This window comes from Mesorhizobium sp. 113-1-2 (assembly GCF_016756475.1).
In the GTDB taxonomy this organism is placed as follows: domain Bacteria; phylum Pseudomonadota; class Alphaproteobacteria; order Rhizobiales; family Rhizobiaceae; genus Mesorhizobium; species Mesorhizobium loti_C.
Map to the genome: position 1 here is coordinate 221578 of NZ_AP023242.1, position 26114 is coordinate 247691.

28 protein-coding genes are annotated in these 26114 nt (G+C 64.0%); 17 read left to right on the top strand and 11 right to left on the bottom strand.

The features are described from left to right. Window positions 1-280: 280 nt before the first annotated feature. On the top strand, window positions 281-466 hold the full coding sequence (locus JN279_RS38110; RefSeq protein ID WP_096453089.1) for a hypothetical protein: 186 nt from the start codon (window positions 281-283) through the stop codon (window positions 464-466). Here the strand turns inward: JN279_RS38110 and JN279_RS01010 are convergent, their stop codons facing one another. Together JN279_RS01010 and JN279_RS01015 are read right to left on the bottom strand one after the other, a co-directional pair. Further along, window positions 467-637, bottom strand: coding sequence for a hypothetical protein (locus JN279_RS01010; RefSeq protein ID WP_244734351.1), 171 nt, complete (start codon window positions 635-637; stop codon window positions 467-469). Window positions 638-700: 63 nt separating this feature from the next. Further along, a complete protein-coding gene (locus JN279_RS01015) occupies window positions 701-970 on the bottom strand; it encodes a hypothetical protein (RefSeq protein ID WP_096453086.1) in 270 nt (89 codons plus the stop codon). Between the two features lie 493 nt (window positions 971-1463). Here JN279_RS01015 and JN279_RS01020 point away from each other — a divergent pair, with 493 nt between their 5' ends. Beyond that, window positions 1464-1964: an MmcB family DNA repair protein gene (locus JN279_RS01020; protein WP_202351780.1), complete on the top strand. Its 501-nt coding sequence runs from the start codon at window positions 1464-1466 to the stop codon at window positions 1962-1964. A gap of 24 nt (window positions 1965-1988) precedes the next feature. Here JN279_RS01020 and nhaA read toward each other — a convergent pair whose 3' ends face one another. The 5 genes from nhaA to JN279_RS01045 form a co-directional block, all read right to left on the bottom strand. Then, window positions 1989-3185 carry a Na+/H+ antiporter NhaA gene (gene nhaA / locus JN279_RS01025; protein ID WP_096453080.1) on the bottom strand — a complete coding sequence of 399 codons (1197 nt, stop codon included), beginning with the start codon at window positions 3183-3185 and terminating at the stop codon, window positions 1989-1991. A gap of 311 nt (window positions 3186-3496) precedes the next feature. Continuing rightward, window positions 3497-4060, bottom strand: coding sequence for an ActR/PrrA/RegA family redox response regulator transcription factor (locus JN279_RS01030; protein ID WP_010913121.1), 564 nt, complete (start codon window positions 4058-4060; stop codon window positions 3497-3499). 64 nt (window positions 4061-4124) lie between these two features. Further along, window positions 4125-5450, bottom strand: coding sequence for an ActS/PrrB/RegB family redox-sensitive histidine kinase (locus JN279_RS01035; protein ID WP_202351781.1), 1326 nt, complete (start codon window positions 5448-5450; stop codon window positions 4125-4127). A 32-nt stretch (window positions 5451-5482) separates the two neighbouring features. Next, window positions 5483-7945 (bottom strand): ATP-dependent helicase HrpB, encoded by a 2463-nt coding sequence (hrpB, locus tag JN279_RS01040; RefSeq protein WP_096453076.1) that lies wholly within the window; start codon window positions 7943-7945, stop codon window positions 5483-5485. A gap of 47 nt (window positions 7946-7992) precedes the next feature. Then, a complete protein-coding gene (locus JN279_RS01045; RefSeq protein ID WP_096453074.1) occupies window positions 7993-8883 on the bottom strand; it encodes a DMT family transporter in 891 nt (296 codons plus the stop codon). Window positions 8884-8910: 27 nt separating this feature from the next. Here JN279_RS01045 and JN279_RS01050 point away from each other — a divergent pair, with 27 nt between their 5' ends. The 15 genes from JN279_RS01050 (at window position 8911) to JN279_RS01120 (ending at window position 22878) form a co-directional block, all read left to right on the top strand. Then, window positions 8911-9609 (top strand): PIG-L deacetylase family protein, encoded by a 699-nt coding sequence (locus JN279_RS01050; protein ID WP_096453072.1) that lies wholly within the window; start codon window positions 8911-8913, stop codon window positions 9607-9609. A 233-nt stretch (window positions 9610-9842) separates the two neighbouring features. Then, on the top strand, window positions 9843-11174 hold the full coding sequence (locus JN279_RS01055; RefSeq protein ID WP_096453070.1) for an ABC transporter substrate-binding protein: 1332 nt from the start codon (window positions 9843-9845) through the stop codon (window positions 11172-11174). Window positions 11175-11395: 221 nt separating this feature from the next. Further along, window positions 11396-12343: a carbohydrate ABC transporter permease gene (locus tag JN279_RS01060; RefSeq protein WP_096458420.1), complete on the top strand. Its 948-nt coding sequence runs from the start codon at window positions 11396-11398 to the stop codon at window positions 12341-12343. Continuing rightward, a complete protein-coding gene (locus JN279_RS01065) occupies window positions 12340-13290 on the top strand; it encodes a carbohydrate ABC transporter permease (protein WP_096453068.1) in 951 nt (316 codons plus the stop codon). Before JN279_RS01060 ends, JN279_RS01065 begins: the two co-directional genes overlap by 4 nt. After that, window positions 13287-13493, top strand: a complete 207-nt coding sequence (locus JN279_RS01070; protein ID WP_096453066.1) for a hypothetical protein — start codon at window positions 13287-13289, stop codon at window positions 13491-13493. The genes JN279_RS01065 and JN279_RS01070 overlap by 4 nt, the downstream gene beginning before the upstream one ends. Window positions 13494-13495: 2 nt before the next feature. Next, window positions 13496-14608, top strand: coding sequence for an ABC transporter ATP-binding protein (locus JN279_RS01075; RefSeq protein WP_096453064.1), 1113 nt, complete (start codon window positions 13496-13498; stop codon window positions 14606-14608). Beyond that, window positions 14601-15614 (top strand): ABC transporter ATP-binding protein, encoded by a 1014-nt coding sequence (locus tag JN279_RS01080; protein ID WP_096453062.1) that lies wholly within the window; start codon window positions 14601-14603, stop codon window positions 15612-15614. Before JN279_RS01075 ends, JN279_RS01080 begins: the two co-directional genes overlap by 8 nt. 71 nt (window positions 15615-15685) lie before the next feature. Continuing rightward, window positions 15686-17329, top strand: a complete 1644-nt coding sequence (locus tag JN279_RS01085) for a dihydroxyacetone kinase subunit DhaK (protein ID WP_096458417.1) — start codon at window positions 15686-15688, stop codon at window positions 17327-17329. Window positions 17330-17401: 72 nt separating this feature from the next. Next, entirely contained in the window at window positions 17402-18004 is a 603-nt protein-coding gene (gene dhaL, locus JN279_RS01090; protein ID WP_096458414.1) for a dihydroxyacetone kinase subunit DhaL, read from the top strand. After that, the gene (dhaM, locus tag JN279_RS01095; RefSeq protein ID WP_010913108.1) at window positions 18001-18390 is read left to right on the top strand and encodes a dihydroxyacetone kinase phosphoryl donor subunit DhaM; all 390 of its coding nucleotides are present in this window, start codon (window positions 18001-18003) and stop codon (window positions 18388-18390) included. The genes dhaL and dhaM overlap by 4 nt, the downstream gene beginning before the upstream one ends. An 18-nt stretch (window positions 18391-18408) precedes the next feature. After that, complete coding sequence (locus tag JN279_RS01100; RefSeq protein ID WP_096453060.1) at window positions 18409-18711, top strand: HPr family phosphocarrier protein; 303 nt, start codon at window positions 18409-18411, stop codon at window positions 18709-18711. 41 nt (window positions 18712-18752) lie between these two features. Next, window positions 18753-20327 (top strand): phosphoenolpyruvate--protein phosphotransferase, encoded by a 1575-nt coding sequence (ptsP, locus tag JN279_RS01105; RefSeq protein ID WP_202351782.1) that lies wholly within the window; start codon window positions 18753-18755, stop codon window positions 20325-20327. Window positions 20328-20338: 11 nt separating this feature from the next. Next, window positions 20339-20764 (top strand): hypothetical protein, encoded by a 426-nt coding sequence (locus tag JN279_RS01110; protein WP_019862863.1) that lies wholly within the window; start codon window positions 20339-20341, stop codon window positions 20762-20764. Between the two features lie 31 nt (window positions 20765-20795). Then, window positions 20796-21782 (top strand): dihydroxyacetone kinase subunit DhaK, encoded by a 987-nt coding sequence (dhaK, locus tag JN279_RS01115; protein ID WP_202351783.1) that lies wholly within the window; start codon window positions 20796-20798, stop codon window positions 21780-21782. A 73-nt stretch (window positions 21783-21855) separates the two neighbouring features. Beyond that, complete coding sequence (locus JN279_RS01120) at window positions 21856-22878, top strand: nucleotidyltransferase family protein (protein WP_202351784.1); 1023 nt, start codon at window positions 21856-21858, stop codon at window positions 22876-22878. A gap of 10 nt (window positions 22879-22888) precedes the next feature. Here JN279_RS01120 and JN279_RS01125 read toward each other — a convergent pair whose 3' ends face one another. The 4 genes from JN279_RS01125 to JN279_RS01140 form a co-directional block, all read right to left on the bottom strand. After that, window positions 22889-23875, bottom strand: a complete 987-nt coding sequence (locus tag JN279_RS01125; RefSeq protein WP_202351785.1) for a serine kinase — start codon at window positions 23873-23875, stop codon at window positions 22889-22891. After that, a complete protein-coding gene (locus JN279_RS01130; protein WP_202351786.1) occupies window positions 23872-24306 on the bottom strand; it encodes a lasso peptide biosynthesis B2 protein in 435 nt (144 codons plus the stop codon). The genes JN279_RS01125 and JN279_RS01130 overlap by 4 nt, the downstream gene beginning before the upstream one ends. A 19-nt stretch (window positions 24307-24325) precedes the next feature. Next, complete coding sequence (locus JN279_RS01135; RefSeq protein WP_096453052.1) at window positions 24326-24610, bottom strand: PqqD family protein; 285 nt, start codon at window positions 24608-24610, stop codon at window positions 24326-24328. A gap of 573 nt (window positions 24611-25183) precedes the next feature. Continuing rightward, entirely contained in the window at window positions 25184-26032 is an 849-nt protein-coding gene (locus JN279_RS01140; protein ID WP_202351787.1) for a DUF2259 domain-containing protein, read from the bottom strand. Between the last annotated feature and the right edge of the window lie 82 nt (window positions 26033-26114).

Here is a 26114-nt window from a genome sequence, read left to right on the forward strand (position 1 = left end):
GTTCTTGAAGGCTTGATTTGAAGGGCATATCGTCGGCTCAATGGGCTGGGTGACGCTATGTTGAACGACGATAAAGACAAGCAGTTTTGGGCTTTGGACCTGGACGCTCTGCGCAGGGCGTTCGAAACATACGCTCAAGAGCACAAAACAACGGCTGCGGAGTGGGGGGAACACGCCAAGCGGTTCCTCGAAAGACAAAGAGTTCTCCAGCGTGAGTCGAACTGATCCCCAGCCTTAGGGGCGGCACCGGCCCACTGGATAGACTCGACTTTCCCTCAGGCTGAAATTTTTGGTGGCAGCGGAAGCGCTGCACCTAAGCATCATCAAGCCGTTTATCTCGCCACATTGCGACGACTACTGGGCTACATGTGTCCTGCATGAGATGCTGTTGAAAGCCGTGCGGGACGTGACCGGAAAGGAAGTCCCCTTCATCCAGCGGAACACGACAGGGCCGGTGCGGCAGTGATTATCTAGTTTTGTCCTTGCGCACTATCGAGAGCATCGGCGCGTGGGCTTCCCGAATGATCTTGGCGGCTTCGTCTCTAGTGATGCCGCACTTGCGGGCATAGTAGGCGGCTTCAGCTTCAAGTTCGCCTTCTAACGGGACTTCAATTGCCTGCTTTGCCTTCTTGCCCACGGCGCGAATCATAGCACATTTGGCCAGATGCCTCCAATGAAGCCCTACGGCTGTGGGTAGCGCCTAGCGCGAGATCCATCCGTCGTCGCCTAGTTGCGACCTAGCTTCCTGAGCGGCTTCTATAAGGAGTTCTAGGTCCACTTTCCGCATCGGGGAGAAGCTCGAGTCTTCGCCTGACACGACGCTCATACGGCACATCCGCTCGCCATCATCCGACTGGTAGATGTTAAACGAGACCGTGAAATATTGGGCATTAACCTTGTACTTGGCGATAAGCTTGCGCGACCAGAACCGCCGCCAACCGTTCACCAGCGATTGAAAAACCAAAATCATGTCCCCCTACGGCTGGGTAACGCTAGCCAAAAGGATGCGCTGTTCATCCGCTGGTTTGGGGCGAGGTCGTGTTAGGAGGATAACCTTTCCAGCCCATCGCTTCCAAAACATGAATTTCCAGCATGCCCAAAAACAGTATGGCCACGCAAAATATTCGGACGACGTTCTTCATCGAGAGTGCATATCTCTTTTGCAAAAGTATGCATACGATAGTAGCGACGCCCATCGGTATGGACATGAATAGTGCCAAGAAAATATCTCGCGACATAGCTCCCCTCCCAAGCGGGAACTAAAGTCATAACGCGAACGGCCCGCCTTTTGGAAGGGCGGGCCGTTCTGTTTTCAGCTTGTTTCAGCTTGTCCCGGTGTCTCTATGAGCGAGACGCTAGCGTCATGGTTGGAATCTAGACCCGCCCGCCCGGGTCTGTCAAAGATATAATCGCCCCTGCAAAAAGGGTTCAAACCGTGAACAAAATCTGGCATGGTGCCTGCCATGCCGATCATCTCCCCCATCGCGATCAACCCCCTCATCGACGGCCGCCAGTCGGAGCGCGCCATGCTGGTGCGGCGTGGCGTGCAGCGGCTGCTCATGGAAATGGGCGCGCATGTGCTGCCTGAACTGTCGCTGGCCACCGGCCGCCGCGCCGACCTCGTGGCGCTGACCCGGCAGGGAGATATCTGGATCATCGAGATCAAATCCTCGATCGAGGATTTCCGGGTCGACCGCAAATGGCCCGATTACCGGCTGCATTCCGACCGCTTCTTCTTCGCCACCCATCCCGGAGTACCGGCGGAAATCTTCCCGGAAGAGTGCGGCTTCATCCTCTCCGACGGCTATGGCGCCGAGATCCTGCGCGAGGCGCCCGAGCATCGCATGGCGGCGGCAACGCGCAAGGCGCTGATGCTGCGCATCGCGCGGGCCGGTGCGGCGCGGCTGCTGGCAGCGGAGCTGGCCGGGGTGTCGGTGCCGGCGCTGGAGGGGGAGAGCGAGTAGTTAGCAGAACCCAGGAATCCCACCCTACTCCGTTTCCTCTTCCACCCCGCCCGCGGCAGGCGCCATCAACAGCACCGCGGCGCCGAGGATGGCGGCGATGAAGGAGCCGGCGAGGATGCCAACCTTGACCGCGTCCTGGAGGGCGACATCGCTGGCGAAGGCGAGCAGGCCGATGAACAGGCTCATGGTGAAGCCGATACCGCAGAGCAGCGAGATGCCGAGCATGTGCGACCAGCCGGCATGGGCCGGCAGGTCGGCCAGGCCGAGCCTTATGGCAAGCGCCGAGGAGCCGAACACGCCGACCAGCTTGCCGACCACGAGGCCGGCCGCGACGCCCAGCGTCAACGGCTCGATCAGCGCGCCAAAACTCAGGCCGGCGAGCGAAACGCCGGCATTGGCAAAGCCGAAGATCGGAATGATGAAAAACGGCACGATTTTGTGCAGGCCATGCTCGAGCCGGTGCAGCGGCGAATGGTCGAGATCGTGGCCGATCCCGGCGGAGCGTTCCAGTGGAATGGTAAGCGCCAGCGCGACGCCGGCAAGCGTGGCATGGACGCCCGATTTCAGCACCAGGACCCACAGGATCGCGCCAAGCACGAGATAGGGCACCAGCGTCATCACCCGCATGCGGTTGAGCACGATCAGCACCGCAATGATGGCGAAGGCGGCACCGAGATAGGCCAGCGACAGGCCGCTGGTGTAGAAGATGGCGATAATGATGACGGCGCCGAGGTCGTCGATGATGGCAAGCGCGGTCAGGAAGACCTTCAGCGAGGCCGGCACGCGACTGCCGAGCAGCGACAGCACGCCGAGCGCGAAGGCGATGTCGGTGGCGGTCGGGATGGCCCAGCCGGAGAGTGCCGCCGAATTGTCGCGGTTGACCAGGACATAGACCAGTGCCGGAACCAACATGCCGCCGGCCGCGGCAATGCCGGGCAGCACGCGGCGCGGCCACGTCGACAACTGGCCGTCCAGCATCTCGCGCTTGATCTCCAGCCCGACGAGCAGGAAGAACACCGCCATCAGCCCGTCATTGACCCAGTGCGACACGCTGAGCGGGCCAAGATAGGCGTGGAGAACGGCGAAATAGGTTTCGGCAAGCGGCGAATTGGCAACGATCAGCGCCAGGGCCGCCGCCGCCATCAGGATGATGCCGCCGGCCGCCTCGCCGTCGAGAAATTCGCGGAAGACGGAAACCGGCCGCTGCTTCAAATCCTGCATGTCGCCTCCGTTAAGCCGCCCCGCCTATTGGCCGGAAATCTGTAATCCAATGATGCGCAACATCACTGGCGAAGCAAGGCGTACGATTTCATACTGGTAATCTATGCATTGAAAATTGGCCGAAGCGCCCATCGCTTCGTTATCCTGGGGCGGAGCAACGCGGCGCAGACCCCGGGATCCATGCCGCGACTTCAAAGCGCTGCGGCGGTGGAAAATTCTTCTCCGTTGGACTTTACGGCTGATATCACGGCATGGATCCTTGGGTATTCGCGCCGCTTTGCGTCGCTACGCCCAAGGATGACGATGCTGGTTCAGCGCGGTGCGCGCTTGGCCAGTATCCGCTGCAGCGTGCGGCGGTGCATGTTGAGCCGGCGGGCGGTCTCGGAGACGTTGCGCTCGCACATTTCATAGACGCGCTGGATATGTTCCCAGCGCACGCGGTCGGCCGACATCGGGTTTTCCGGGGGTGCGGCGCGCTCGCCCGAGGTGCGGGTGAGGGCTGCAAAGATGTCGTCGGCGTCGGCGGGCTTCGACAGATAGTCGACGGCGCCAAGCTTCACCGCGGTCACCGCGGTGGCGATGTTGCCGTAGCCGGTCAGGATGATGGTGCGCGAATCCTCGCGCTTCTCGCGGATGGCGGCAACGACATCGAGGCCGTTGCCGTCGCCAAGCCGCATGTCAACCACGGCATAGGCCGGCGGATTGGCGCGGGCCTTGCCCACGGCCTCCTCGACGCTCTCGGCGGTCTCGACCACAAAACCCCTGGTTTCCATGGCGCGGGCGAGGCGTGTGAGGAACGGCTTGTCGTCATCGACGATCAGAAGCGAGGTGTCCTCGCCCTCAACCATTGCGCCAATATTTTCATCGCCTGTCATCGTCGTAAGAATTCCTGCTGCCTTAATTTTACGCAGATATAGTTTTGCGCCGCTATTGTCCAATTTATGCAGTGTCAAACATGGTGGCCGGGGCCGTTTCGGGATTCAGGAAGACCGATCTCGGCCACGAAATCTGCACCACGGCGCCCTCGCCCAGGCCGCTCGAATTGCGGAAATCGAGCGTGGCGCCCGAGCGTTCGAGCAGAGTCTTGGCTATGAACAGGCCGAGCCCCAGGCCGCCGCCGGCTTCGGTGCCCTGGCGCGTCGACATATAGGGCTCGCCGATACGGTCGATGATTTCGGGCGGGAAACCAGGCCCGTCGTCGATGATCGAGAAGGTGACGGCGGCCTCGTCCCAGCTCCAGCGCACGGTGACGTTCTTGCGGGCGAAATCGACGGCGTTCTCGACCAGATTGCCGAGGCCGTAGATGACGCCCGGATTGCGGCGCCCGACCGGCTCCGGCCCGATGCGCTCGCCCGGGCGAAGCTTGATCGAGATGCCGAAGTCGCGATGCGGCGCGGTGACCTCCTCGACCAGCGAGGTCAGCGGCAAGCGGGACAGATGCGCCTCGCCTTCGGACGACAGGCTGGTCAGGCGCTTGAGGATTTCGCGGCAGCGTTCGCTCTGCGAGCGCAACAGCTTGACGTCTTCGCCGTACTTCGGATCACTGCCGAGCGCCTTCTCCATCTCCTTGGCGACGAGCGTGATGGTGGCGAGCGGCGTGCCGAGCTCATGCGCGGCGGCCGCCGCCAGGCCGTCGAGCGCCGAAAGGTGCTGTTCGCGCTGCAGCACCAGTTCGGTCGCGGCAAGCGCATTGGCCAGAAGCCGCGCTTCGGCGGCCACCCGGAACGCATAGATGGCGGTGAAGGCGATCGACGACAGCACCGCCATCCACATGCCGGCGACATAGATGAAGGGCATGGCCAGCGGCGCGCCTTCGTACCAGGGCAAGGGCAGATGGAAGAACACCAGCAAGGTGGCCGCCAGCATCACCAGCCCGCCGAGGATAGCTGTGAGGCGCAGAGGCAGCGACGTCGCCGAAATGACGACAGGCACCGTCATCAGCAGCGAGAACGGATTGGTCAGGCCTCCGGTCATGTAGAGCAGGCCGGCAAGCTGCAGGCTGTCGAAGATCAGGATGCCGAAGGCAGCGAACGGGGTGAGCCGGTGCGCCGCTGGAAAGCGGAAGGCCAGGAACAGGTTCATCCAGGCCGAGCAGGCGATCAGCGCAAAGCACAGGCTGACCGGCAGCGGGAATTTCAACCCATAGGCAACGACGAGCACCGCCACGCTCTGGCCGACAATAGCCAGCCAGCGCAGCCGGATCAGCGTGTTGAGGCGCAGCCTCTGGCTCTGCTGGAAATCGGGCGTGTTCAGGATGTTGATCATGGCCAAGGATTATAGCCGGGAAAGGAGGAGCGCTAGGTCCCGCGTGGCTTGGCACGGGCGGTAGCGGCGGCAAGCAGCGGATTTTCCGGCCAGACATGCTTGGGATAGCGGCCGCGCATGTCGGCGCGCACGTCGGCCCAGGAGCCGCGCCAGAAGCCGGGCAGGTCGCGTGTCGTCTGGATCGGCCTATGTGCTGGCGACAGCAGCTCAAGTGTCAGCGGCACCATGCCGTTGGCAATCGAGGGGTGGCGGTCGAGGCCGAACAGCTCCTGCACGCGTACCGCCAGCACCGGCCATTCGCCGTCATAACGGATCGGCACATGGCTGCCGGACGGGGCGTCGAAATGCGTTGGCGCCAGCGCATCGACCTTGCGCTGCAGCTCATACGGCACGAGCGAAGCCAAGCCGGCCGAGACGACACCGGGATCGATGGCGGCCAAGGAGGCGGCGCCCGACAGGAAGGGCAGCAGCCAGTCGTCGAGGCGCTCTATCAGCGCTTCGTCCGACATGTCGGGCCAGGGTGCGCCAAGACCGCGATGCAGCCAGGAGAGCCGCTGGCGCAGCGTCTCGGCCTCCTTGCTCCAGCTCAGCAGCGACAGCCCGTGTTCGCGCAGCGCATCTGTTATGGCGCGGTCAGCATCGGCGCCTGAAGGAGCCGGCAGCATGCGCTCGGCGAGCGTGATGGCGCCGAGGCGCACGGTTTCGCGCACGCGCACGGCGCGGCGCTCGCGATCGAAGCTGGTTTGCCGGCGTGTTTCGATCCGGTCATCAAGCGCGGCGCGGATGTCCTCCTCGCCGACTACCGCCGCCGACGTGATGCGGGCATTCTGCGCCTTGCCCTGCAGGTCGGCGACGACCAGAAACGGCTCGCCCGCCAGCGGGTCGGCGGCATCCAGCATGGCGCCGGAGCCATTGGCCAGCACGAAGCGGCCGCGCTCGCCACGGGCCTTGGCGACGCGGTCCGGCCAGGCGTTGATCAGAAGAGAGCCCGCAGGTGCAGCTTCGCTGTTTTTCGCCCCGCCAACCTGCTTGGCCAGCCTCTCCGCGAGTTGCCGTGCGGTGGTGGTGCGAGGGGATCTTTCTCCGCGAAAGCGCATCAGCCGCCGCTCCAGATCGGCGCCATCGCCGCCAAGGCCGCGTTCGGTGAGCAGCACGGCCAGCATGGCCGCTTCAAAGGCATAACCGCCCTTCGCAGCCTCGGCAACCATATGCGCCAGCCGCACCGGCAGAGCGAGCTTGCGCATCGAAGCGCCCGCTTCCGTCAGGCGCCCCGCCTCGTCGATGGCATGGAGCGCACGCAGCAGCACCCTTGCTTCGTTGAGCGCCGGCGCCGGCGGCGGATCGAGGAAGGCGAGGCCGGTCGGATCGGCGACGCCGAAGGCCGCACAGTCGAGCAACAGGCCTGAAAGATCAGCTTCGAGGATTTCCGGCGGGGTGAAGGCGGGAAGTGCGGCCGTCTGCTCGGCGCGCCACAGCCGGATGGCGACGCCGGCCTGCGTGCGCCCGGCGCGGCCGGCACGCTGGTCGGCGGAAGCCTTGCTGACGCGAACCGTTTCCAGCCGCGTCAAGCCGCTTGCCGGCTCATAACGCGGCAGGCGCGACAGGCCGGAATCGATGACGACGCGCACGCCGTCGATGGTGATGGACGTCTCGGCAATCGACGTTGCCAGCACCACCTTGCGGCGGCCCGACGGTGCCGGCTTGATCGCGGCGTCCTGCGCCTTGCCGTCGAGCTGGCCATAGAGCGGGACAATGTCGGTATCGGCGCCGACCTTGCCGACCAGCCGTTCGGCGGTGCGCTCGATCTCGCGCTGGCCGGGCAGGAAGGCAAGCACGCTGCCGCTCTCATCGGCAAGCGCGGCGCGGATCGCCTTGGCCATGGCGTCCTCGATCGGGACGCCAGCCGGCCGTTCGTCATAGCTTATGTCGACCGGAAAGGCGCGGCCTTCGCTTTCGATCACTGGTGCGCCCGACAGGAGTTTGGCGACACGGGCGCCATCCAGCGTCGCCGACATCACCAGCAACCGCAGATCCGGCCGCAGCGCGCCTTGCACGTCGAGCGCCAGCGCGAGGCCGAAATCGCCATCGAGCGAGCGCTCGTGGAATTCGTCGAAGATCACCGCCGAGACGCCGGGCAATTCCGGATCGTCGAGGATCATGCGCGCCAGCACGCCTTCGGTGACGACCAATATGCGGGTCCTGGCCGAGGTGCGGTTTTCCATGCGCATGGCGTAGCCGACGGTCGCGCCCGGCTCCTCATCCAGCAATTGCGCCATGCGGCGCGCGGCGGCGCGGGCGGCGAGCCGGCGCGGCTCGAGCAGCACGATCTTGCCCTTACCCAGCCACGGCGCATCGAGCAGCGCCAGCGGCACCAGCGTCGTCTTGCCGGCGCCGGGCGGCGCCACCAGCACCGCGCTGTTGCCGGCGCCAAGCGCCTCGCCCAGCGCCGGCAGCACGGCTGTGACCGGAAGCTCCGGCAGGGATCTTGTCGTCATCGCGTCCGCATATCAGCGGTCACGGTCGCCGTGCAACCGGCACCGGCTCAAAGCCGGGTCCGTGCAAACGGGTTCCAGCGCACCGTGCCGAGCCGCACCTCCTCGCGCACCATCGTCAGCAGCCCTGCCCCACCGACGATCGCGAGGCCGACCAGCGACAGCCAGTCCGGATATTCCTGGAAGAACAGCGCGCCGAGGATCACCGCCCAGACGATCTGCGAATAATGCGTCGGCGCGATCCGGTAGGCGGGGGCGTATTTGGCGGCGAGCAACTGCATGAATTGTCCGCCCGCGGTGAAGGCTCCCGCCATCGCCAGCCAGACAAGCTGCATGGCATTGGGCAAGGTGAAGGACGTCGCGGCGGCGCCGGCCCCGTTAAACAGCAGGCCGTAGCCGACAAGCACGCCGAGCATCGACGTGCGCTTCTCCTGCTGGGCGAGCGAGCGCAGCAAAATGACGCTGGTCGCGGCGAGGAAGGCGTTCACGAAGGCAGCCAAATGGCCGAGGTTCAATTCGCGGAAGCCCGGCCGCACCACCAGCATCACCCCGGCAAAGCCCGCAAACACGGCCAGCCACCGCCAGGGGCCGACCTTTTCCTTCAGGATGACGGTGGACAGGATGGTGACCAGCAAAGGCGCCAGGAAGATCAGCGCGTAGACTTCGGCAAGCGGAATGTGGGTGAAGGCATAGACGCTGAGCACGCCGGACGCGATGCCGGCCCAGGCCCGCGCCTGCACGGCCCATGGCCGCTTCATGCGCCAGAAATCGCGCCAGCGCTCGCCCGCCGGGCGGGTGAAGAACAGGAAAAAACCTGCAAACAGGGTGCCGAAGAAGCCGATCTCGAAGACGGTGAACTGTCCGCCCAGGCTCTTGATAACGGCATCGCTGCCCGAATAGCTTGCATAGGCGATCAGGGCGAGCAGGATTCCGTTCGGCACGTTATTCCATTTCCGGGAGAGAGTCGTTTGCAGATATTGGCGCTCGGTGCGCATCCGGACGACATCGAGATCTTCATGTTCGGTACGATGGCCGCCTATGCGGCGCAAGGCGCAGAACTGACTTTTGCCGTGGCCACGGATGGGGCCAGAGGCGGCAAGAGTGATCCCGCCGTTCTCGCCCGTGTTCGCCGCGAAGAAGCCATGGCGGCCGCCGCGTTGCTAGGTGCCGCGCCGCGCTTCCTCGACTTTCCCGATGGCGAATTGGTGGCCGATGCCGCACTGATCGGCGCGCTGAAAACGCTGATCCGCGAGACCGGGCCAGAGCTGGTGATCACGCATGCGCCCAACGACTATCACGCCGACCACCGCGCATTGTCGGACGGCGTACGCATCGCGGCCTCGTTCGCGGTTCCGGTGCTGCATGCCGACACGATGGGTGGCACCGGGTTTGCTCCGACGCACTATGTCGATATTTCCGCCTACCAGGATATCAAGACGCAGGCGATCCTCATGCACCGGTCACAGCGGCCGGAACAATATGTCGACAGGGCGCGCATCCAGAATGAATTTCGCGCCGGTCAATGCAACGCTGTCCCCGGTTCTCTGGCCGAGGCTTTTCGCTTCGAGCCGACATTTCCCTTCGCCGACATACGCGCCTTGCTGCCGCCGGCGCCGCCTGTGCGGCCGGTGACGCCACAGACGAACATCATCGGCGAGGCCGGCTGAGCGGCTGTCGGAGAAACCATCCGGCGATCATTTCCCAACGATTTCAATCACCCGTTTCGTCATGTTGCGGCGCAGCAACGAATTCGCTTGCGTTGTTTAGTAAAAATTGCATCACTAAACAAATTACTAAACATCTGCCGCGCTCTGGCGCCGCCATGTTTGGGCCTCTGAGGAGAGAGGTTGAGGGCTCTTGAAACCGTCATCCGGGCGCGTTTCGCAAATGGGAGGAAGGCATGAAATCGAGCTTGAAAATGGCGTTGGGACTGGCCTCAGCAATGGTTGCGTCGACAGCTGTCTCAAACGCCGCGCACGCTGAAGACCTGACGCTTTGCTGGGCCGCCTGGGACCCGGCCAACGCACTTGTCGAACTGTCCAAGGATTTTACCAAGGAAACCGGCATCGGCATGAAATTCGAATTCGTGCCGTGGACCAACTATGCCGACCGTTTCCTCAACGAGCTGAACTCGCACGGCAAATTGTGCGACCTGATCATCGGCGACAGCCAGTGGATCGGCGGCGCGGCGGAGAACGGCCACTACGTCAAGCTGAACGACTTCTTCGACAAGGAGAAGATCAGCATGGACGACTTCGTGCCGGCAACCGTCGTCGGCTATTCGGAATGGCCGAAGAACACGCCGAACTACTGGGCGCTGCCCGCGATGGGCGACGTCGTCGGATGGACCTATCGCAAGGACTGGTTCTCCAAGCCGGAACTGCAGAAGGAGTTCAAGGAGAAATACGGCTGGGATCTCGGCCCGCCGGCGACCTTCGACCAGTTGAAGCAGATCGCCGAATTCTTCCAGAAGCGGCAGATCGACGGCAAGACCGTCTATGGCGCCTCGATCTACACCGAGCGCGGCTCGGAAGGCATCACCATGGGCGCCATGGACGTGCTCTACAGCTACGGCTTCCAGTATGAGAACCCGAAGAAGCCCTACGAGATGGAAGGCTTCGTGAATTCGGCCGACTCGGTCAAAGGCCTGGAATTCTACAAGGCGCTTTACGACTGCTGCACCCCTCCGGGCGCATCGAACAGCTACATGGGTGAAGGCGTCGATGCCTTCAAATCCGGTCAGGTGGCGATGCACATGAACTTCGCCTTCACCTGGCCAGGCCTGCAGAAGGACGAGAATGTCGGCGGCGACAAGATCGGCTACTTCGTCAATCCAAAGGGTCCCGGCGGCGCCCAGTTCGCGCAGCTTGGCGGCCAGGGCATCTCGGTGGTGTCCTATTCCGACAAGCACGAATCGGCGCTGAAATACATCAAGTGGTTCGCCAACAAGGACGTGCAGGCCAAGTGGTGGTCGCTCGGCGGCTATTCCTGCCTGAACGCGGTCGTCAAGGATCCGAAGTTCCCGGCCAGCCAGCCCTATGCGCAGGCCTTCCTCGACTCGATGGCCATCGTGAAGGACTTCTGGGCTGAACCGAGCTACGCGCCGCTGCTGCAGGCGTCGCAGAAGCGCTTCCATGACTATGTCGTCGCCGGCCAGGGTTCGGCCAAGGATGCGCTCGACGGCCTGGTCAAGGACTGGACCCAGGTGTTCCAGGACGATGGCAAGATGTAACCGGCTCCTCCCGAGCTAGGCCCCAGAGCCGGATGATTTCGGGTCGAACAGACCTGAAATCATCCGCTCCGGACCAAAGAGAGAGTGAGCATGATGTCGTCCGAAAACCGCTTCACACTTTTCGGCACCATGCTCTCGGTCCCGTGCCGCACTTGGCACGGGACGCAGTTCAGATAAATTCCATCACAGAGACGACCCAAGTGACCGAAGCAGGACTGACCATGCTCAATCGGACCGCGGAGAACGTTGCCCGGGCGACCCCGGAACCGTTGGCCCGCAAGGTCCGGGGCATCAGCGACAAAGGCCTCGCCTGGCTGTTCATCTCGCCGACGATCCTGTTGCTGCTCGCCATCAACATCTTCCCGCTGTTCTGGGCGATCTATCTGTCCTTCACCAATTACCGGGCCAACCGGCCGAACGAGGTGGTGAAGAATCTCGGCTTTGCCAACTACCAGCGCATCCTCGGCGACCAGGACATCTGGATCGCCATGCAGACGACGGCGCATTTCGTGTTCTGGACGATCCTTTTGCAGACGCTGATCGGCTTCACGCTGGCCTGGCTGATCGACCGGAAATTCCGCGGTCACGCCTTCTGGACGACGCTGATCCTGGTGCCGATGATGCTGTCGCCGGCGGTGGTCGGCAATTTCTGGCGCTTCCTCTACGAGCCGCAGATCGGCCTGTTCTCCTATGTCATCTCGTTCGTCAGCGGCATTCCGCCGACAAGCATCCAGATGCTTTCCAACGTGTCGATGGCGCCGTGGTCGATCATCATCGTCGATACCTGGATGTGGACGCCCTACGTGATGCTGATCTGCCTCGCCGGACTGCGCTCCATCCCCGAATACATCTATGAGGCGGCCGAGGTCGACCGCGCCTCCAACTGGCGGCAGTTCTGGTCGATCACCCTGCCGATGGCGCTGCCCTTCATCATGCTGGCGGTGCTGTTTCGCGGCATCGAGAACTTCAAGATGTTCGACATGGTCAACCTGCTGACCGGCGGCGGGCCGGGTTCGACCACCGAAGTAGCGTCCATCACGTTGAAGCGGCAGGCCTTCGAGAGCTGGCGCACCGGCTATTCCTCGGCCTTCGCCATCATCCTGTTCGTCGCGGTGTTCGGTCTGGCCAACATCTACGTCAAGGCGCTCAACAAGGTGAAGCAGAGATGAGCCTGACCACAGCCCATTCGGTCGTCGCCCCTTCGGCCAATTCGAAGCGCATCGCCGGCGCGATCATCATCGCCTACGCGCTGATCTCGATCGTGCCGCTGCTGTGGATATTCGCCACCAGCTTCAAGACGCCGCCGGACTCGATCGCCTATCCGCCGAAGCTGCTGTTCCAGCCGAGCCTCGAAGGCTATTGCAATCTGTTCACGACGCGGACGCGGCAGACGCCGGAATACATCAACTCGCTGGGGCCAGCGACCGGCTTCTGCGACGAGACCACGCGCAAGCGCAACATGGTGATCGCCGGCCCGTCCAACTTCCTGCCGCGCTTCGTCAACTCGCTGATCATCGCCTTCGGCTCGACCTTCTGCGCCGTCTTCCTCGGCACGCTGTCGGCCTATGGCTTCTCGCGCTTCAAGGTGCCGCTCGCCGACGACCTTCTGTTCTTCATCCTGTCGACGCGCTTCATGCCGCCGATCGCGGTCGCCATCCCGATCTATCTGATGTACCGCGAGCTCGGCCTATCGGACACGGCGCTCGGCATGATCCTGCTCTACACGGCGGTCAACGTGTCGCTGGCGGTGTGGCTCTTGAAGGGCTTCATCGACGAAATCCCGCGCGAATATGAAGAGGCGGCGATGATCGACGGCTATACGCGGCTGCAGGCCTTCTGGCGCACCGTGCTGCCGCAAGCGACCACCGGCATTGCCGCGACCGCCATCTTCTGCCTTATCTTCGCCTGGAACGAATATGCCTTCGCGGCACTGCTGACTTCGGGCACGGCGCAGACCGCGCCGCCCTTCATCCCGACCATCATCGGCGAAGGCGGCCAGGACTGGCCGGCGGTGGCAGCCGGCACGACGATCTTCCTGGTGCCGATCCTGGTTTTCACCATCCTGCTTCGCAAGCAATTGCTGCGCGGCATCACCTTCGGTGCGGTGCGCAAATGAGCATGACCAAGCCCGTCAAACGCAAATCGCGCTGGCCGGCCTGGGCCCGGCGCGGCCTGATGGAAAACATCGCGACGGCACTGATCGCCATCGGCTTCCTGATGCTGTTCCAGCCTTTCGCGCTGTCGCTCTACACCTATTCCTTCATCACCATGCTTGCCGGCACCGTGATGTTCATCATCGTCTCGAAATTCCCGGAATAATCATGGCCGAGATCCGTGTCCAGCATCTGAGAAAGGCCTTCGGCGATTTCGTCGCCGTGCAGGATTCCAACTTCGTCGTCGAGGATGGCGAGTTCTTCGTCATGCTCGGCCCGTCGGGCTGCGGCAAGACGACGACGCTGCGCATGATCGCGGGCCTCGAACTGCCGACGGGCGGCGAGATCCTGCTCGGCGGCGACGACGTCACCATGCTGCGGGCCCGCGAGCGCGACATCGCTTTCGTCTTCCAGCTGTTCGCGCTCTATCCGCACATGAATGTGCGCAAGAACATCGGCTTCCCGCTTTTGGCGCAAGGCATGCCATCGGCCGAAATCCGCACCCGCGTCGAGGAGACGGCAAAACTCTTGCGCATCGACCATCTGCTCAACAAATCCGTCTCCGGCCTTGCCGGCGGCGACCGCCAGCGCGTGGCGCTCGGCCGCGCCATCGTTCGGCGGCCGAAGTGCTTTTTGATGGATGAGCCGCTCGGCACCTTGGACACCGAATTCCGCGACCTCATGGTCCATGAGTTGCGCGAGCTGCACAACCGCATCCACGCCACCACGGTCTATGTCACGCACGACCAGATGGAAGCGATGTCGATGGCCGACAAGATCGCTGTGATGAACCACGGCGTCATCGAACAGTTCGGCACGCCACGCGAAATCTACGACCGCCCGGCGACCATGTTCGTCGCCGATTTCATCGGCTCGCCGCCGATGAATTTTCTGGGCTTCGGAGGCGGACTTGCCAAGGGCGCCAAGGAGATCGTCGTCCAGGGCGCGAAGGTCGCGGTGCCGGAGGTGCGCGAGGAGATCGCGGCGGCCGACATGGCGCTTGGGATCCGGCCCGAACACATTCGCTTCGACGACGCCTCGAAGCTGCGCGGCGCCATCTACGGCACCGAATATCTCGGCACCACGCAGATCGTTGCGGTGGAAACGGCGGACGGCATCATTAAGGCGCGGGTGCCGGCCGAGATCCGGCTCAATGCCGGCGACCATGTCGGTCTGGCCCTGAACAGCGCGCGGCTGTCGCTGTTCGACAAGGGATCGGGCCGCGCGGTGAGAACCGCGGTCCACGACACCGCCTCCCAGGGGAGAGCGCAGCATGGCTGACGTGCACATCAAGAACGTGACCAAGAGCTTTGGCGAGCATGTCGCCGTCAACGGCCTCGACCTGCATATAGCGGACGGCGAATTCGTCGTGCTGCTCGGGCCGACAGGCGCCGGCAAGACGACGACGCTGCGGCTGATCGCCGGGCTGGAACGGCCAGACAGCGGCACGATCGAGATCGGCGGCCACAATGCGACGACGCTGTCGCCGGCCGAGCGCGACACGGCTTTCGTGTTCCAGCAATATTCGCTCTATCCGCATCTGTCGGTGTTCGACAATCTTGCCTTCCCGCTGCGCTCGCCGGCGCGCAAAATCCCGGAAGACCAGATCCGCCGGCGCGTCGAAGAGGTGGCGAAGATGGTGCGCATCCATCACAAGCTCGCCAACCGCTCGACCAAGCTTTCCGGCGGCGAAATGCAGCGCGTCGCCATCGGCCGGGCTTTGGTGCGCAAGCCGGCTATCTATCTGATGGACGAACCGCTGTCGTCGCTCGACGCCAAGCTGCGGGCGGATCTGCGGCTCGAACTGAAGCGCATCCAGTCCGAACTCGGCGCCACCATGCTTTACGTCACGCACGACCAGATCGAGGCGATGACCATGGCCGACCGCATCGGCATCCTCGCCGACGGCGTGCTGGTGCAGATCGGCTCACCCAGGACGATCTATTCGGAGCCGGCGAACCTGCATGTCGCGGCCAGGCTCGGCCAGCCGGCGATCAATCTTTTGCCGACCGGCCTGCTGCCCGATGGCGGCGCGCCGACGGGCACCAAGACGATCGGCGCGCGCACCGAACATTTGACGATCGAGAAAGCGATGAATGGCCATGCCGACGGTGTCGTCGACTGGGTCGAGCATCTCGGCGACCAGAACCATCTGCATGTGACAGTGGGATCGAAGAAGCTGGTGACGCTGACCGACCCCGACACCGATCTGGGGCAAGGCGACAAAGTGGTGATCCGCTACCGCTCGCCGCTCTATTTCGGCGCCGATGGACAAAGATTGATGTGAACGGTTTCGGCGTTTCCCGCCAAGGGGCCACGCCGCTTCTGATTGACGATCGCGAATACGGGACGAATTCGATGAAGCACTTTTTCAACCGCAGGGAAACGATCGTCACCGAGGCGCTGGACGGCCTGTTGCGCACCATCGGCTCGGGCGATTTGGCGCGCCTCGACGGCTATCCCGAGATCAAGGTCGTGCTGCGCGCCGACTGGGACAAGACGAAGGTCAGCGTCGTCTCAGGCGGCGGCGCCGGGCACGAGCCGTCCCATGCCGGCTTTGTCGGCAAGGGGATGCTGACGGCGGCGGTGTCGGGTGAGATCTTTGCCTCGCCGAGCGTCGAGGCGGTGCTGGCGGCAATCCGCGCGGTCACCGGACCGGCCGGCTGCCTGCTGATCGTCAAGAATTATACCGGCGACCGCCTCAATTTCGGCCTGGCCGCCGAGAAGGCGCGCGCCGAAGGGTTTCGCGTCGAGATGGTGATCGTCGCCGACGACATCGCGCTGCCCGACATCACCCAGCCACGCGGTGTCGCCGGCACTCTGTTCGTGCACAAGATCGCGGGGCATTTGTCGGAGACCGGCCGTGATCTGGCAGACATCGCGGCAGCGGCGCGGGCGGCTGCGAAGGACATTGTTTCGCTCGGCATGTCGCTGTCGTCCTGCTCCATCCCCGGCCAGCCGCATGAAGACAGGTTTGGCGCGGACGACGGTGAACTGGGCCTCGGCATTCATGGCGAGCCGGGCGTCGAGCGGATTGCCTTGCAAAGTGTCGACAGGCTGGTCGCGATCATGGCGGATCGCCTCGCGGCAGGGCTCGATCCGAAAGCAAGCTATGCCTTGCTGATCAACAATCTCGGCTCGGTGCCGCCGCTCGAAATGTCGCTGGTTGCCAATGCGGTGCTGGCCTCGCCGCTGGCCAAGACCGTCAAGCTGGCGATCGGTCCTGGGCCGCTGATGACGGCGCTCAACATGAACGGCTTCTCGCTGTCGCTGATCCGGCTCGACGCAGCGCGCGAGGCCGCCCTGCTGTCGCCGGTCGGCCCACACGCCTGGATGCCGGCAAAGCCGGTCGCGGCGCCTGCCGTCGTGCCGATGGCGAAAGCAGCCGGACAAAGCGCGGCACACAAGCCCAGCCAGGATGCCGGCACCAGGCGCTTGATCGTCACGGTCTGCGAAAGGCTGATCTCGCTCGAAGCGACGTTGAACGGGCTCGACGCCAAGGCGGGCGACGGCGACACCGGCTCGACGGTGGCGACCGGAGCGCGCAGCATCGTTGAGCGGCTCGACACGCTGCCGCTGGTCAACCGCGCGGCGACGCTCGGCGCAATCGGCGACATACTGAGCGCATCGATGGGCGGCTCGAGCGGCGTGCTGCTGTCGATCTTCTTCACGGCGGCGGCACAGGCCCACGACGGCGGCGCCAGCTTGTCCAAGGCACTGCTTGCCGGACTTGAGCGGATGACTTTCTACGGCGGCGCAAAGCCTGGCGATCGCACCATGGTCGATGCGCTGGAGCCAGCCCTGAAAGCGCTCGACGCCAACGGTCTGGAAGAGGCAGCGGCGGCCGCCCGGCGCGGCGCCGAGGCCACGGCCGCCATGGAGAAGGCCAAGGCCGGACGATCCGCCTATGTCGGCACCAAATTGCAGGGTGTGGTCGACCCCGGCGCCCATGCGGTGGCTGAGGTGTTCGCGGCCGCCGCCACACTGCTTGTTTCGGCCTGACTCATGCACCAGTTGTCGAATGATCGTTCTTTCGCTACTGCCGGCAGACTGGAAACCGGGATTTTGGGCGACATGGCGGCGTTGAACCTTGCCAGGCTGATCACGGCGGCCGCCGATACGATTGCCGCTCACGCCGAGGAATTGACGGCGCTCGACCAGGCGATCGGCGACGGCGACCATGGGCTGAACATGAAGCGCGGCTTCGAGGCCGTGCGGGCCGAGGCTGACGCGTTCGCCGCCAAGCCGCTGCCCGACGCCCTGAAAGCGATCGGCACCAAGCTGGTGATGACGGTGGGCGGCGCCTCCGGTCCGCTGTTCGGCACGCTGTTCATGGCACTGGGCAAGGAGATCGCGACGGACCCCGATCGCGCCAGCCTGACGGCCGCCTTCGGCAAGGCGATCGAAGCGGTGGCCGCGCGCGGCAAGTCACAGCCTGGCCAAAAAACCATGCTCGATGTGCTGCAGCCGGTGCATGACGCCTTGGCCGGCGGCAAGACGGCGGCGGAGATCGCCGACATCGCCGATGCCGCTGCCGAAGCGACCGTGCCGATGAAGGCGCTGCGCGGCCGCGCCTCGTTCCTCGGCGACCGCTCGATCGGCCATATGGATGCCGGCGCGCGCTCGAGCGCGCTGCTGGTGCGCTCTGTGGGGCAAGCGATCGGGGAAAGCGCATGAGCAATGTCGGGATCGTGATCGTGTCGCATTCGCCGCTGGTCGCGGAGGGCACGGCCGACATGGTACGCCAGATGGTGGGCGACGAAGTGCCGCTTGCATGGTGCGGCGGAAACGGCCATGGCGGGCTCGGTACCAATGTCGAGGCGATCATGGGCGCCATCGACAAGGCCTGGTCGGAAGCCGGTGTCGCCATCCTCGTCGATCTCGGCGGCGCCGAGACCAATTCGGAAATGGCAGTGGAGATGATCGGCGAGCCGCGTGCGCAGAAGATCATCGTCTGCAACGCGCCGATCGTCGAAGGTGCGGTGATGGCGGCGACCGAATCCTCCGGCGGCGCCTCGCTGAAGGAAGTGGTGGCGACGGCGCATGAATTGTCGCCGTCGTGAGTGAACGGGATCTCTGAAATGTCCGCAGCCGCCGAAGCGACCGTCCTGATCACCCACGATGTGGGGCTGCATGCGCGTCCCTCGGTGAAGTTCACCAAGCTGGCCAAGACCTTTGCCGCCGACGTGGAAATCGCGCTGGCCGCCAACGGGCCATGGTTCGACGCCAAGAGCATCGTCAAGGTGATGGCGGCCAAGGCGCCGAAGGGCACGGTGCTGCACATCAGGGCCAGCGGCAATGGCGCCGATGATGCGGTGCGCGCGCTGATCGACCTTGTGCAGCGCGATTTCGACGAGGACACCGGTCATGTCCGCTCGGCGTGAGGCTGACGCGCGGCTTCGCCGGCCCGCAAGGAATGCGGGCCATGCGGATTGAGGGTGTTCCGGCCTCGGCCGGCTATGCCGAGGGGCCGCTGTTCGACCTCGACCGGCCGTCGGCCGTCTATGCAGGCAAAGCCACATCAGCGGAAGAGACGACATCGCTGCAAGCCGCGATCGGCAAGGCGGTAAAGCGGCTTTCAGCAATGGTCGAAACTGTCGACAGCGACGCCGCAGGCATACTCGAATTCCACATCGCCATGCTGGAAGACGACGCGCTGAGCGGGCCGGCCTTCGCATCGATCGCTTCGGGGCAGACCGCCGACGTGGCCTGGCGAGAGGCACTCGATGCCGAGATCGCCGGCTACGAGGCCTCGGACCAGGACTATTTCCGCGCCCGCGCCACGGATCTGCGCGACATAAGGGACCAGGTGCTGCGCGCCCTGACCGAGGACGGCGGCAGCACAGCGCCTTCCGGCGCCATCCTGTGTGGCGAGGACATCGCGCCGACGCGCTTTCTCGAAACCGACTGGAGCCATGGCGGCGGCATCGCGCTGAAGGCGGGCAGCACGGCCAGCCACGTCGCCATGCTGGCGCGCTCGCGTGGCGTGCCGATGGTCGTGGGGCTGCGCGAACCGCCTGCCGATCTTGCCGGCGTCGCGCTGCTCGACGCCGAGCATGGCAGCATCGTGCTGGCGCCCTCGCCGGCGGAGATCGGCGCGTTCCGGCAGTCATCCGCCTCCTTCGCGACCCGCCAGGGCATGGCGCAAAGTTTTCTGGCGCGGCCGGCGATGACCGAGGCCGGCACGGCGGTGCGGGTGCAGGTCAACATCGCCGACCCGTCCGATGTCGACGGCATCGACATCGCGACCTGCGACGGGGTCGGCCTGATGCGCACCGAATTCCTGTTCGGCAAGACATTGCCGGACGAGGAGACGCAGTATCGCGCCTATCGCAAGGTGCTGGAATGGGCCGACGGGAAATCGGTGACGATCCGCACTGTCGACGCCGGCGGCGACAAGCCGGTGCCGGGCTTCACCGTCGAGGAAGGCAATCCGTTCCTCGGGCTGCGCGGCATCAGGCTGTCACTGGCGCGGCTCGACATTTTTCGCGTACAGATCAGGGCATTGCTGCGCGCTGCGCCACACGGCAATCTCAGGGTCATGTTTCCGATGATCGCCATGGCCGATGAGTATGAACGAGCAGCCGCATTGTTTGCGGAGGAGCAGGCAGCACTTGCCGTGCGCGGTGTTGCCCACAAAATGCCGCCGCTTGGCATCATGGTCGAGGTGCCTTCAGTCGCCATCGCGCCGGAGGCGTTCGCCGGCGTCGCCTTCTTCTCGATCGGTTCCAACGATTTGACGCAATATGTGATGGCGGCCGCGCGGGACAACGCTGCTGTGGCCCACCTCAATTCGGTCCGCCATCCGGCGGTGCTGCGGCTGATTGGCTCGGTCACGGCCTTTGGACGGGAAAACAACATTCCCGTCAGCCTGTGCGGCGATGCCGGCGGTGATCCGGCCGCGATCCCTTCGCTGCTCGAAACCGGCTTGCGCGACCTGTCCGTCGCGCCGGCGCAGCTCGCCATGGCCAAGGCGGCCATATCTTATGTTTCGGTCTAGGCGCGGCCGGCATGGTTGACATCAAACCCGAACCCGGTTCCGAAGAGGCGATCCGCGCCTACAAGACGATCCTGTCGCAGGTGATCGACCAGCGCCCGTCCGGCATGCGCCAGCGCCTGGCCGACGCGCTCGGCAAGCACCGCAGCTTCGTGACGCAGATTTCGAGCCCGGCCTATACGGTGCCGATTCCATCCAAGCATTTGCCGGCTATCTTTTCCGTCTGCCATTTCAGTCCGGCCGAGCGGGATCAGTTCCTCGCCGCCTACCATCAGGCGCATCCGGGGAAAATGTCGATCGCCGCGGGCATGCGCAAGACGCGGCATGTGTCGCTTGTCGTGCCGGATTTCGGCGACGACAAGCAGAATGCGGCGCTCGACCGGGCGATCAACGAATTCATCCAGAAGATCACCAGCATCGCCGGCAAGGGTGGCAGCTGACCATTCTTGCCGGGCTGTTTGGGAGGACGCCATGAAGAAATTTATGAACGCGGTGGACACGGTGCTGACCGAGAGCCTCGACGGTTTCGTGGCCGCCCATGCCGATATCCTCGCGCTTGGCGAGGACCATAAATTCGTCCGCCGCAAGACCTTGCGGCCGGGCAAGGTGGCGCTGATCTCCGGCGGCGGCTCGGGCCACGAGCCGCTGCATGCCGGCTTTGTCGGCCATGGCATGCTGGACGCCGCCTGCCCCGGCCAGGTGTTCACCTCGCCGACGCCGGACCAGATGCTGGCGGCGGCGCAGGCCGTCGACAGCGGCGCCGGCTGCCTGTTCATCGTCAAGAACTACGAGGGCGATGTGATGAACTTCGACATGGCGGCGGAAATGTCGGATGGCGTCTTGCAGGTGGTGACCAATGACGACGTCGCCGTCGAGAACTCGTCCTACACGACCGGAAGGCGCGGCGTCGCCGGTACGCTGGTGGTGGAAAAGATCGTCGGCGCGGCGGCCGAGCATGGCCTGGCGTTGCCGGTGCTGAAGGCGCTGGGCGAACGCGTCAATGCCGCCACCCGCTCGATGGGCGTAGCGCTGACCAGCGGCACGGTGCCGGCGGCCGGCAAGCCAACCTTCGACATAAGCGACGGCGAGATGGAATTCGGCGTCGGCATCCATGGCGAGCCGGGCCGCCGCCGCGACACGTTGAAGAGCGCCGATGCGATTGCCGAGGAGATCTGTACCGCAATCCTGGGCGATCTCGGCGACAAGGCAAAAGGACCGGCGCTGCTGTTTGTCAATGGCTTCGGCGGCACGCCGCTGATGGAGCTCTATCTGATGTACAACAGCGCGCGAAAGATTTTCGAGACGCGCGGCGTGACGATAAGCCGTTCGCTGGTCGGCAGCTATGTCACCTCGCTCGACATGGCCGGCTGCTCGATCACGCTCACCATGCTCGATGACGAGATGACCGGCTGGTGGGACGCGCCCGTCCACACGGCGGCCTTGCGCTGGGGCATGTAAAGCTGGCTTCAGCTACGCTTTTCTGCAACCATCTCCCGGAACATTCCCCTGATTTGCGACATTGTCCGCGTTGATGCTGCCATCGCTTACGTCAGCCGAAGAAAGACTGCTGCTGCGTTTCGCCGATCCGGAGGCCGCGGCGGTCGAGGACAATTTGTCGGCAAAGGCACTGTCGGCGCTGCTCGACAATGCCGAATTCCACGGCGTCCTGCCGATCATGCTGCGTAAATTGCAGGAGCGTGGCGACGCGCATCCGCCGCCGGACGCCGGCGTACGGGGGAAGCTCGACGATTTGCGCGACAAGGCGACGATCGCCACCGGCCAGTCGATGCTGCTGCAATATCATGGCGCCCGCATCATGAAGGGGATGGAGGCGCAAGGCATTCCGGCGCGGATCGTCAAGGGACCGGTCTTCGCGCGCAAGCTCTATCGCAACGTATCCGACCGGCCGTTCACCGACATCGACATCCTGGTCGAGCCCGCCAATCTGGCACGGGCGAACCAAGTGATCGCGGCATGCGGCTTCGTGCTCGGCAGCGACGAGGCCGAATCCTACCAACTGCAGGAATTCAAATGGCTGGAAAAGGAGAATTCCAGCCTGTTGGTGGAACTGCATGGCGACCTGGTGCATGACAGCGGGATGCGGCGGCGCCTGTCGCTGGGGTTCCGCGAACTGGGCATCATCGACGGCGAGGCGACGGACACGCCAGCCGCGCTTCTGACGATCGCCATCGTGCATGCGGCCGGCGGGCACAAATTCCATCGCCTGCAGCTTTGTGTCGACGTGCTGCAAGGGGTGCGAGCGCTGCAATCAGAGGAATCCGAAACCCGCCTGCTCGACGCCGCCCGCATGACCGGCGTCGAACTCGAACTGGCGATCGTGCTCAACGTGACCGGTGAACTGTTCGGCGAGGCTCGCGCGCTCGAGCTCGCCGGGCGCATCAAACCAGACCTTTCGATAAGGCTCGCCAAGCGGTTGATCACGACGAACACGCTGCTCCGGGTCAATTCCCGGGAAAAAATCAGCTCGCGCCTGCGCCGCGATGCTTTCCGCTGGATCCAGCGGCTGGCCAGGGCCAGGCCGTACCCAGGCTGAACCTCCGGTTTCAGTCCTGCTCGGTCAATGTGGCGTTGATCAACGCCGCCGCGTCGGCCGGGCGCGCGCCCACTTCGAGGGTGAAGGTCGGCACCGAGGACACCAGTCTGCCGATCGTTGCCAGCCGGCGCTTCTGCAGCGGCAGCAGGCCGGTCATGCCGGTGCGGACATTGTCCATCGCCAGCGCCACCATCGCGTCGGTCCGCGCCATGGGCACCAATCGGGTCTCGTTGTCGGCGGACCGCGCCAGATGCAGCAGGGCCGCCACCGGCCTGGCGACCGGGCTCTCGATCCGGACGATCTCGCTCAACCGCTCGAGCGAGACGGCCTGTTCGCCATTCCTGTCCCATGATGGGCCAAGGCAAGGCGCAACCAGCGGGATCATTTCGGCGGTCTTCTGGTGGATCTTGACGTGGCGCGGCAGACCCCAGGCCAGAGGCTTGCCCGAAACGACGTTCAGGATCATGGCATCGTCGGAGCACAGGCCAAAGCCTTGCGTTGCCAGCGCCAGCGACGTCGTGGTCTTGCCGGTGCCGCTTGGCGCGTGGATCAGGACTACGGCATCGTGCCCCGGCAGCGTCAGCCCGGCGGTGTGCAGCATATGCTGGCCGCCAGCGTCGAGTGCGGCATCCAGCACCAGCATTGACGGCGTCCAGGCGGCCTTCGCACCAGCGCGAATCCTGAGCTCGGCCCACCCTTCCTCGTCATTGATGGCAACGGTCTGGCGTCCGGGAAAGACGAGATGGGTGGTGCCGCCGTCGGCAATCATCCGGCAGTAGCCGTCTTCGGGTATTTCGCCGTCGAAGACGAGCGATCCGCCGGGTGCCTCGTCCAGGATATCCGCCTCGTTAATATCAAGGCGAAAGTCCGGCTCGACGGCGCCTTCGATACGCAGAATGCCCAGCATCCTGTCGAAATCCTGCCACAGCTCGGAGCGTTCGGCCGAGATGCCGAGGACTTGACCGTTGAGACTATAACACGCTGAAGGCCTGCTCACGCGGGGCGCGCCTTTGAGGCATCGGCATGGTGGCGATAGATCTCGACCATGCCGGGAAGGCTGTCACTGACCACCGGCCTGCCGTCGAGGCAGACCCAGCAATGCGCCGAGACGCGTGGCGTCTGCAGCGACTTCGGATCGACGCCAAAACGCAGCTCCGGATCGAAGCCGGCGAGGCGCAGGAAACGATGGCCGAGCAGGCCTTCACGCAGGCATCTGCGGTCGCGCATCAACCAGGGATGGCGCACAGTGCGGTTGACGTGGGCGATGATGTAGGCGGCAGGCAGGCCGCGATAGGGCGTCGAGGAGGCGAGCGGCGCCCATTTCAGCACGTCCTCGAAGCTGCGCCCGGCAATGAGGGCCGGCATCAGCCGGGCGCTTGCCCAGAGATGGCAGCGAAACAGGGCACGCAGGAGCGGACCGTCAGCCATCATGCGCCTACCTCAGCCATCAAGCACCTGGGGCGGCGAGGATGCCTTCCGAGACCAGATCGGCGGCCAATGCCGCCATATCCTCACCCAGCGTATCCTTGTCGACCTCGAACTCCTCGCAAAGCAGGCCGACGATCTGATCGAGGCTGCGCGCGCCATCGACTTTGTCGAGAAAGGCTTCGGTGGTGCCGTTGCAGGTATAGAGCTGGCCGCTGCGCGCCAGAAGCACGACGGCACCGTCGCCGACATGCTGGACCGAGGCGTCGTCCGCCAGCCGCAAGATCGTTCCAGAGACAATATCCATCACCAACCCCGACAAGCCTGCAAGAACCCCGAAATGAGATAGCGCGGTGGTGGGGCGCTGTCTATCGGCCGGCCGGGGAGATGGCCCACGCTGCTTTGCCTCTGCGACGGAGTCCTGCCGATCGAAGAATGCGGCCTCAACTGCTCCCTGCCGAAAACCGTCCCAGAAATAGTCGTCGCGATGACGCCACAGGCAAGTGTGTTGACGGGCCGGACAGTTGCATTTCTTCCCCTAAGTAAGGTAAGGACTCCCGGGGTTTTGGGGAGATAGCGTATGCGTTACAACTGGGAGCGGGCTCCGACGACTTTCGAACGTCATCGGAAAACCCTGGCGGCAGCCATTTTGATCTTCGGCGGCGTAGGCCTCATGCTTGTGGCCCTGCCGATCTAGTGCAGTCGACATTTTGTCCAATGAATACCGTTCGTTAGACTAATTCCAGGAAAAGTGGGAACCGGTTTTCCCGGGAAAAGCGCGTAGCGCTTTCCCTTGGGAATTGCGTAAAAACAAAGAGTTAGAGAGGGTCGCCGTTTCCGTGAAACGGTGAACCTCTCTTGACGGCTATCGGCCGGTCTCTCAGCGGGGCTGCCCGGTCACGGCGATGAAACGGCGGTCGCGTCCTTCAAAGCCCTGGCTGAAGCGCTGCACTAGCACGACGATCACCGCCGGTTTGCCGGATGGCGTGTATTCGTAGGATTCCGACAGGCTGTAGGAGGTCGGGCAGTTTCTCGAGCCCGGCACGGTCTTGTCCTCATGCAAGGTCTTGAACAGCTTGCCGTCCTGGCCCTGCAGCGTCAGGCGGAAACCGAGCGCCTTGCCAGTCTTGTCCCCCTGAAGGGTCTTGTCGCCTTGAGGTGCCTGCCCGCCTTGCTGAGCGTCGTCGAAACTCGCCGAACAATCGTTGGTGCTGCCTGCCAGGATCTCGTCGAGCTGGATGGTCGAAATTCCGGTCTCGTCGTAGAGCGGCGAAAGCCATTTCTGCGATGCCTGTTCGAGGCGGGAAATGTCGGAATAGGCAACCATCTCGCCCGGAAAGGTGAACTTGTCGGAGGCGGTCTGCTTGCCGCGCGGAGCGATGGCATATTTGGCCAGGATGGGTTTTGCCTTGGCAGCCGCTTGCGCTCTCGCCTGTTCAAGCGTCAGCGTCGACGCCTCGGATTCATCGACGATCAGGATCGGCTTGCCGCCAACGAACTCATCGCTGCGCGTGTCGATGATATCGATTTCGGAATAACCGGAAGCCGAGGCGCCGCCATCGAGCTCACCATATTGCTCGAAGGCGAAGTAGGCGCCGTCGGGTGAGAAGCCGATAATGCGCCTGGCCGCGGCATCTCCGGCCAGGGCGGTTGCAGTGGAGATGGCGAGCACCGCGCCGATCGTCAGCGCAAACACCGGTTTTGCCATGATCGACACTGGATGACGCATTGCTCAGATCCTCCCCCGAGAAGGCTTCACTTCACGATGCGGCGCGCCAAGGGTCAAGCCGGGACCGGTTCAGACGAAAATC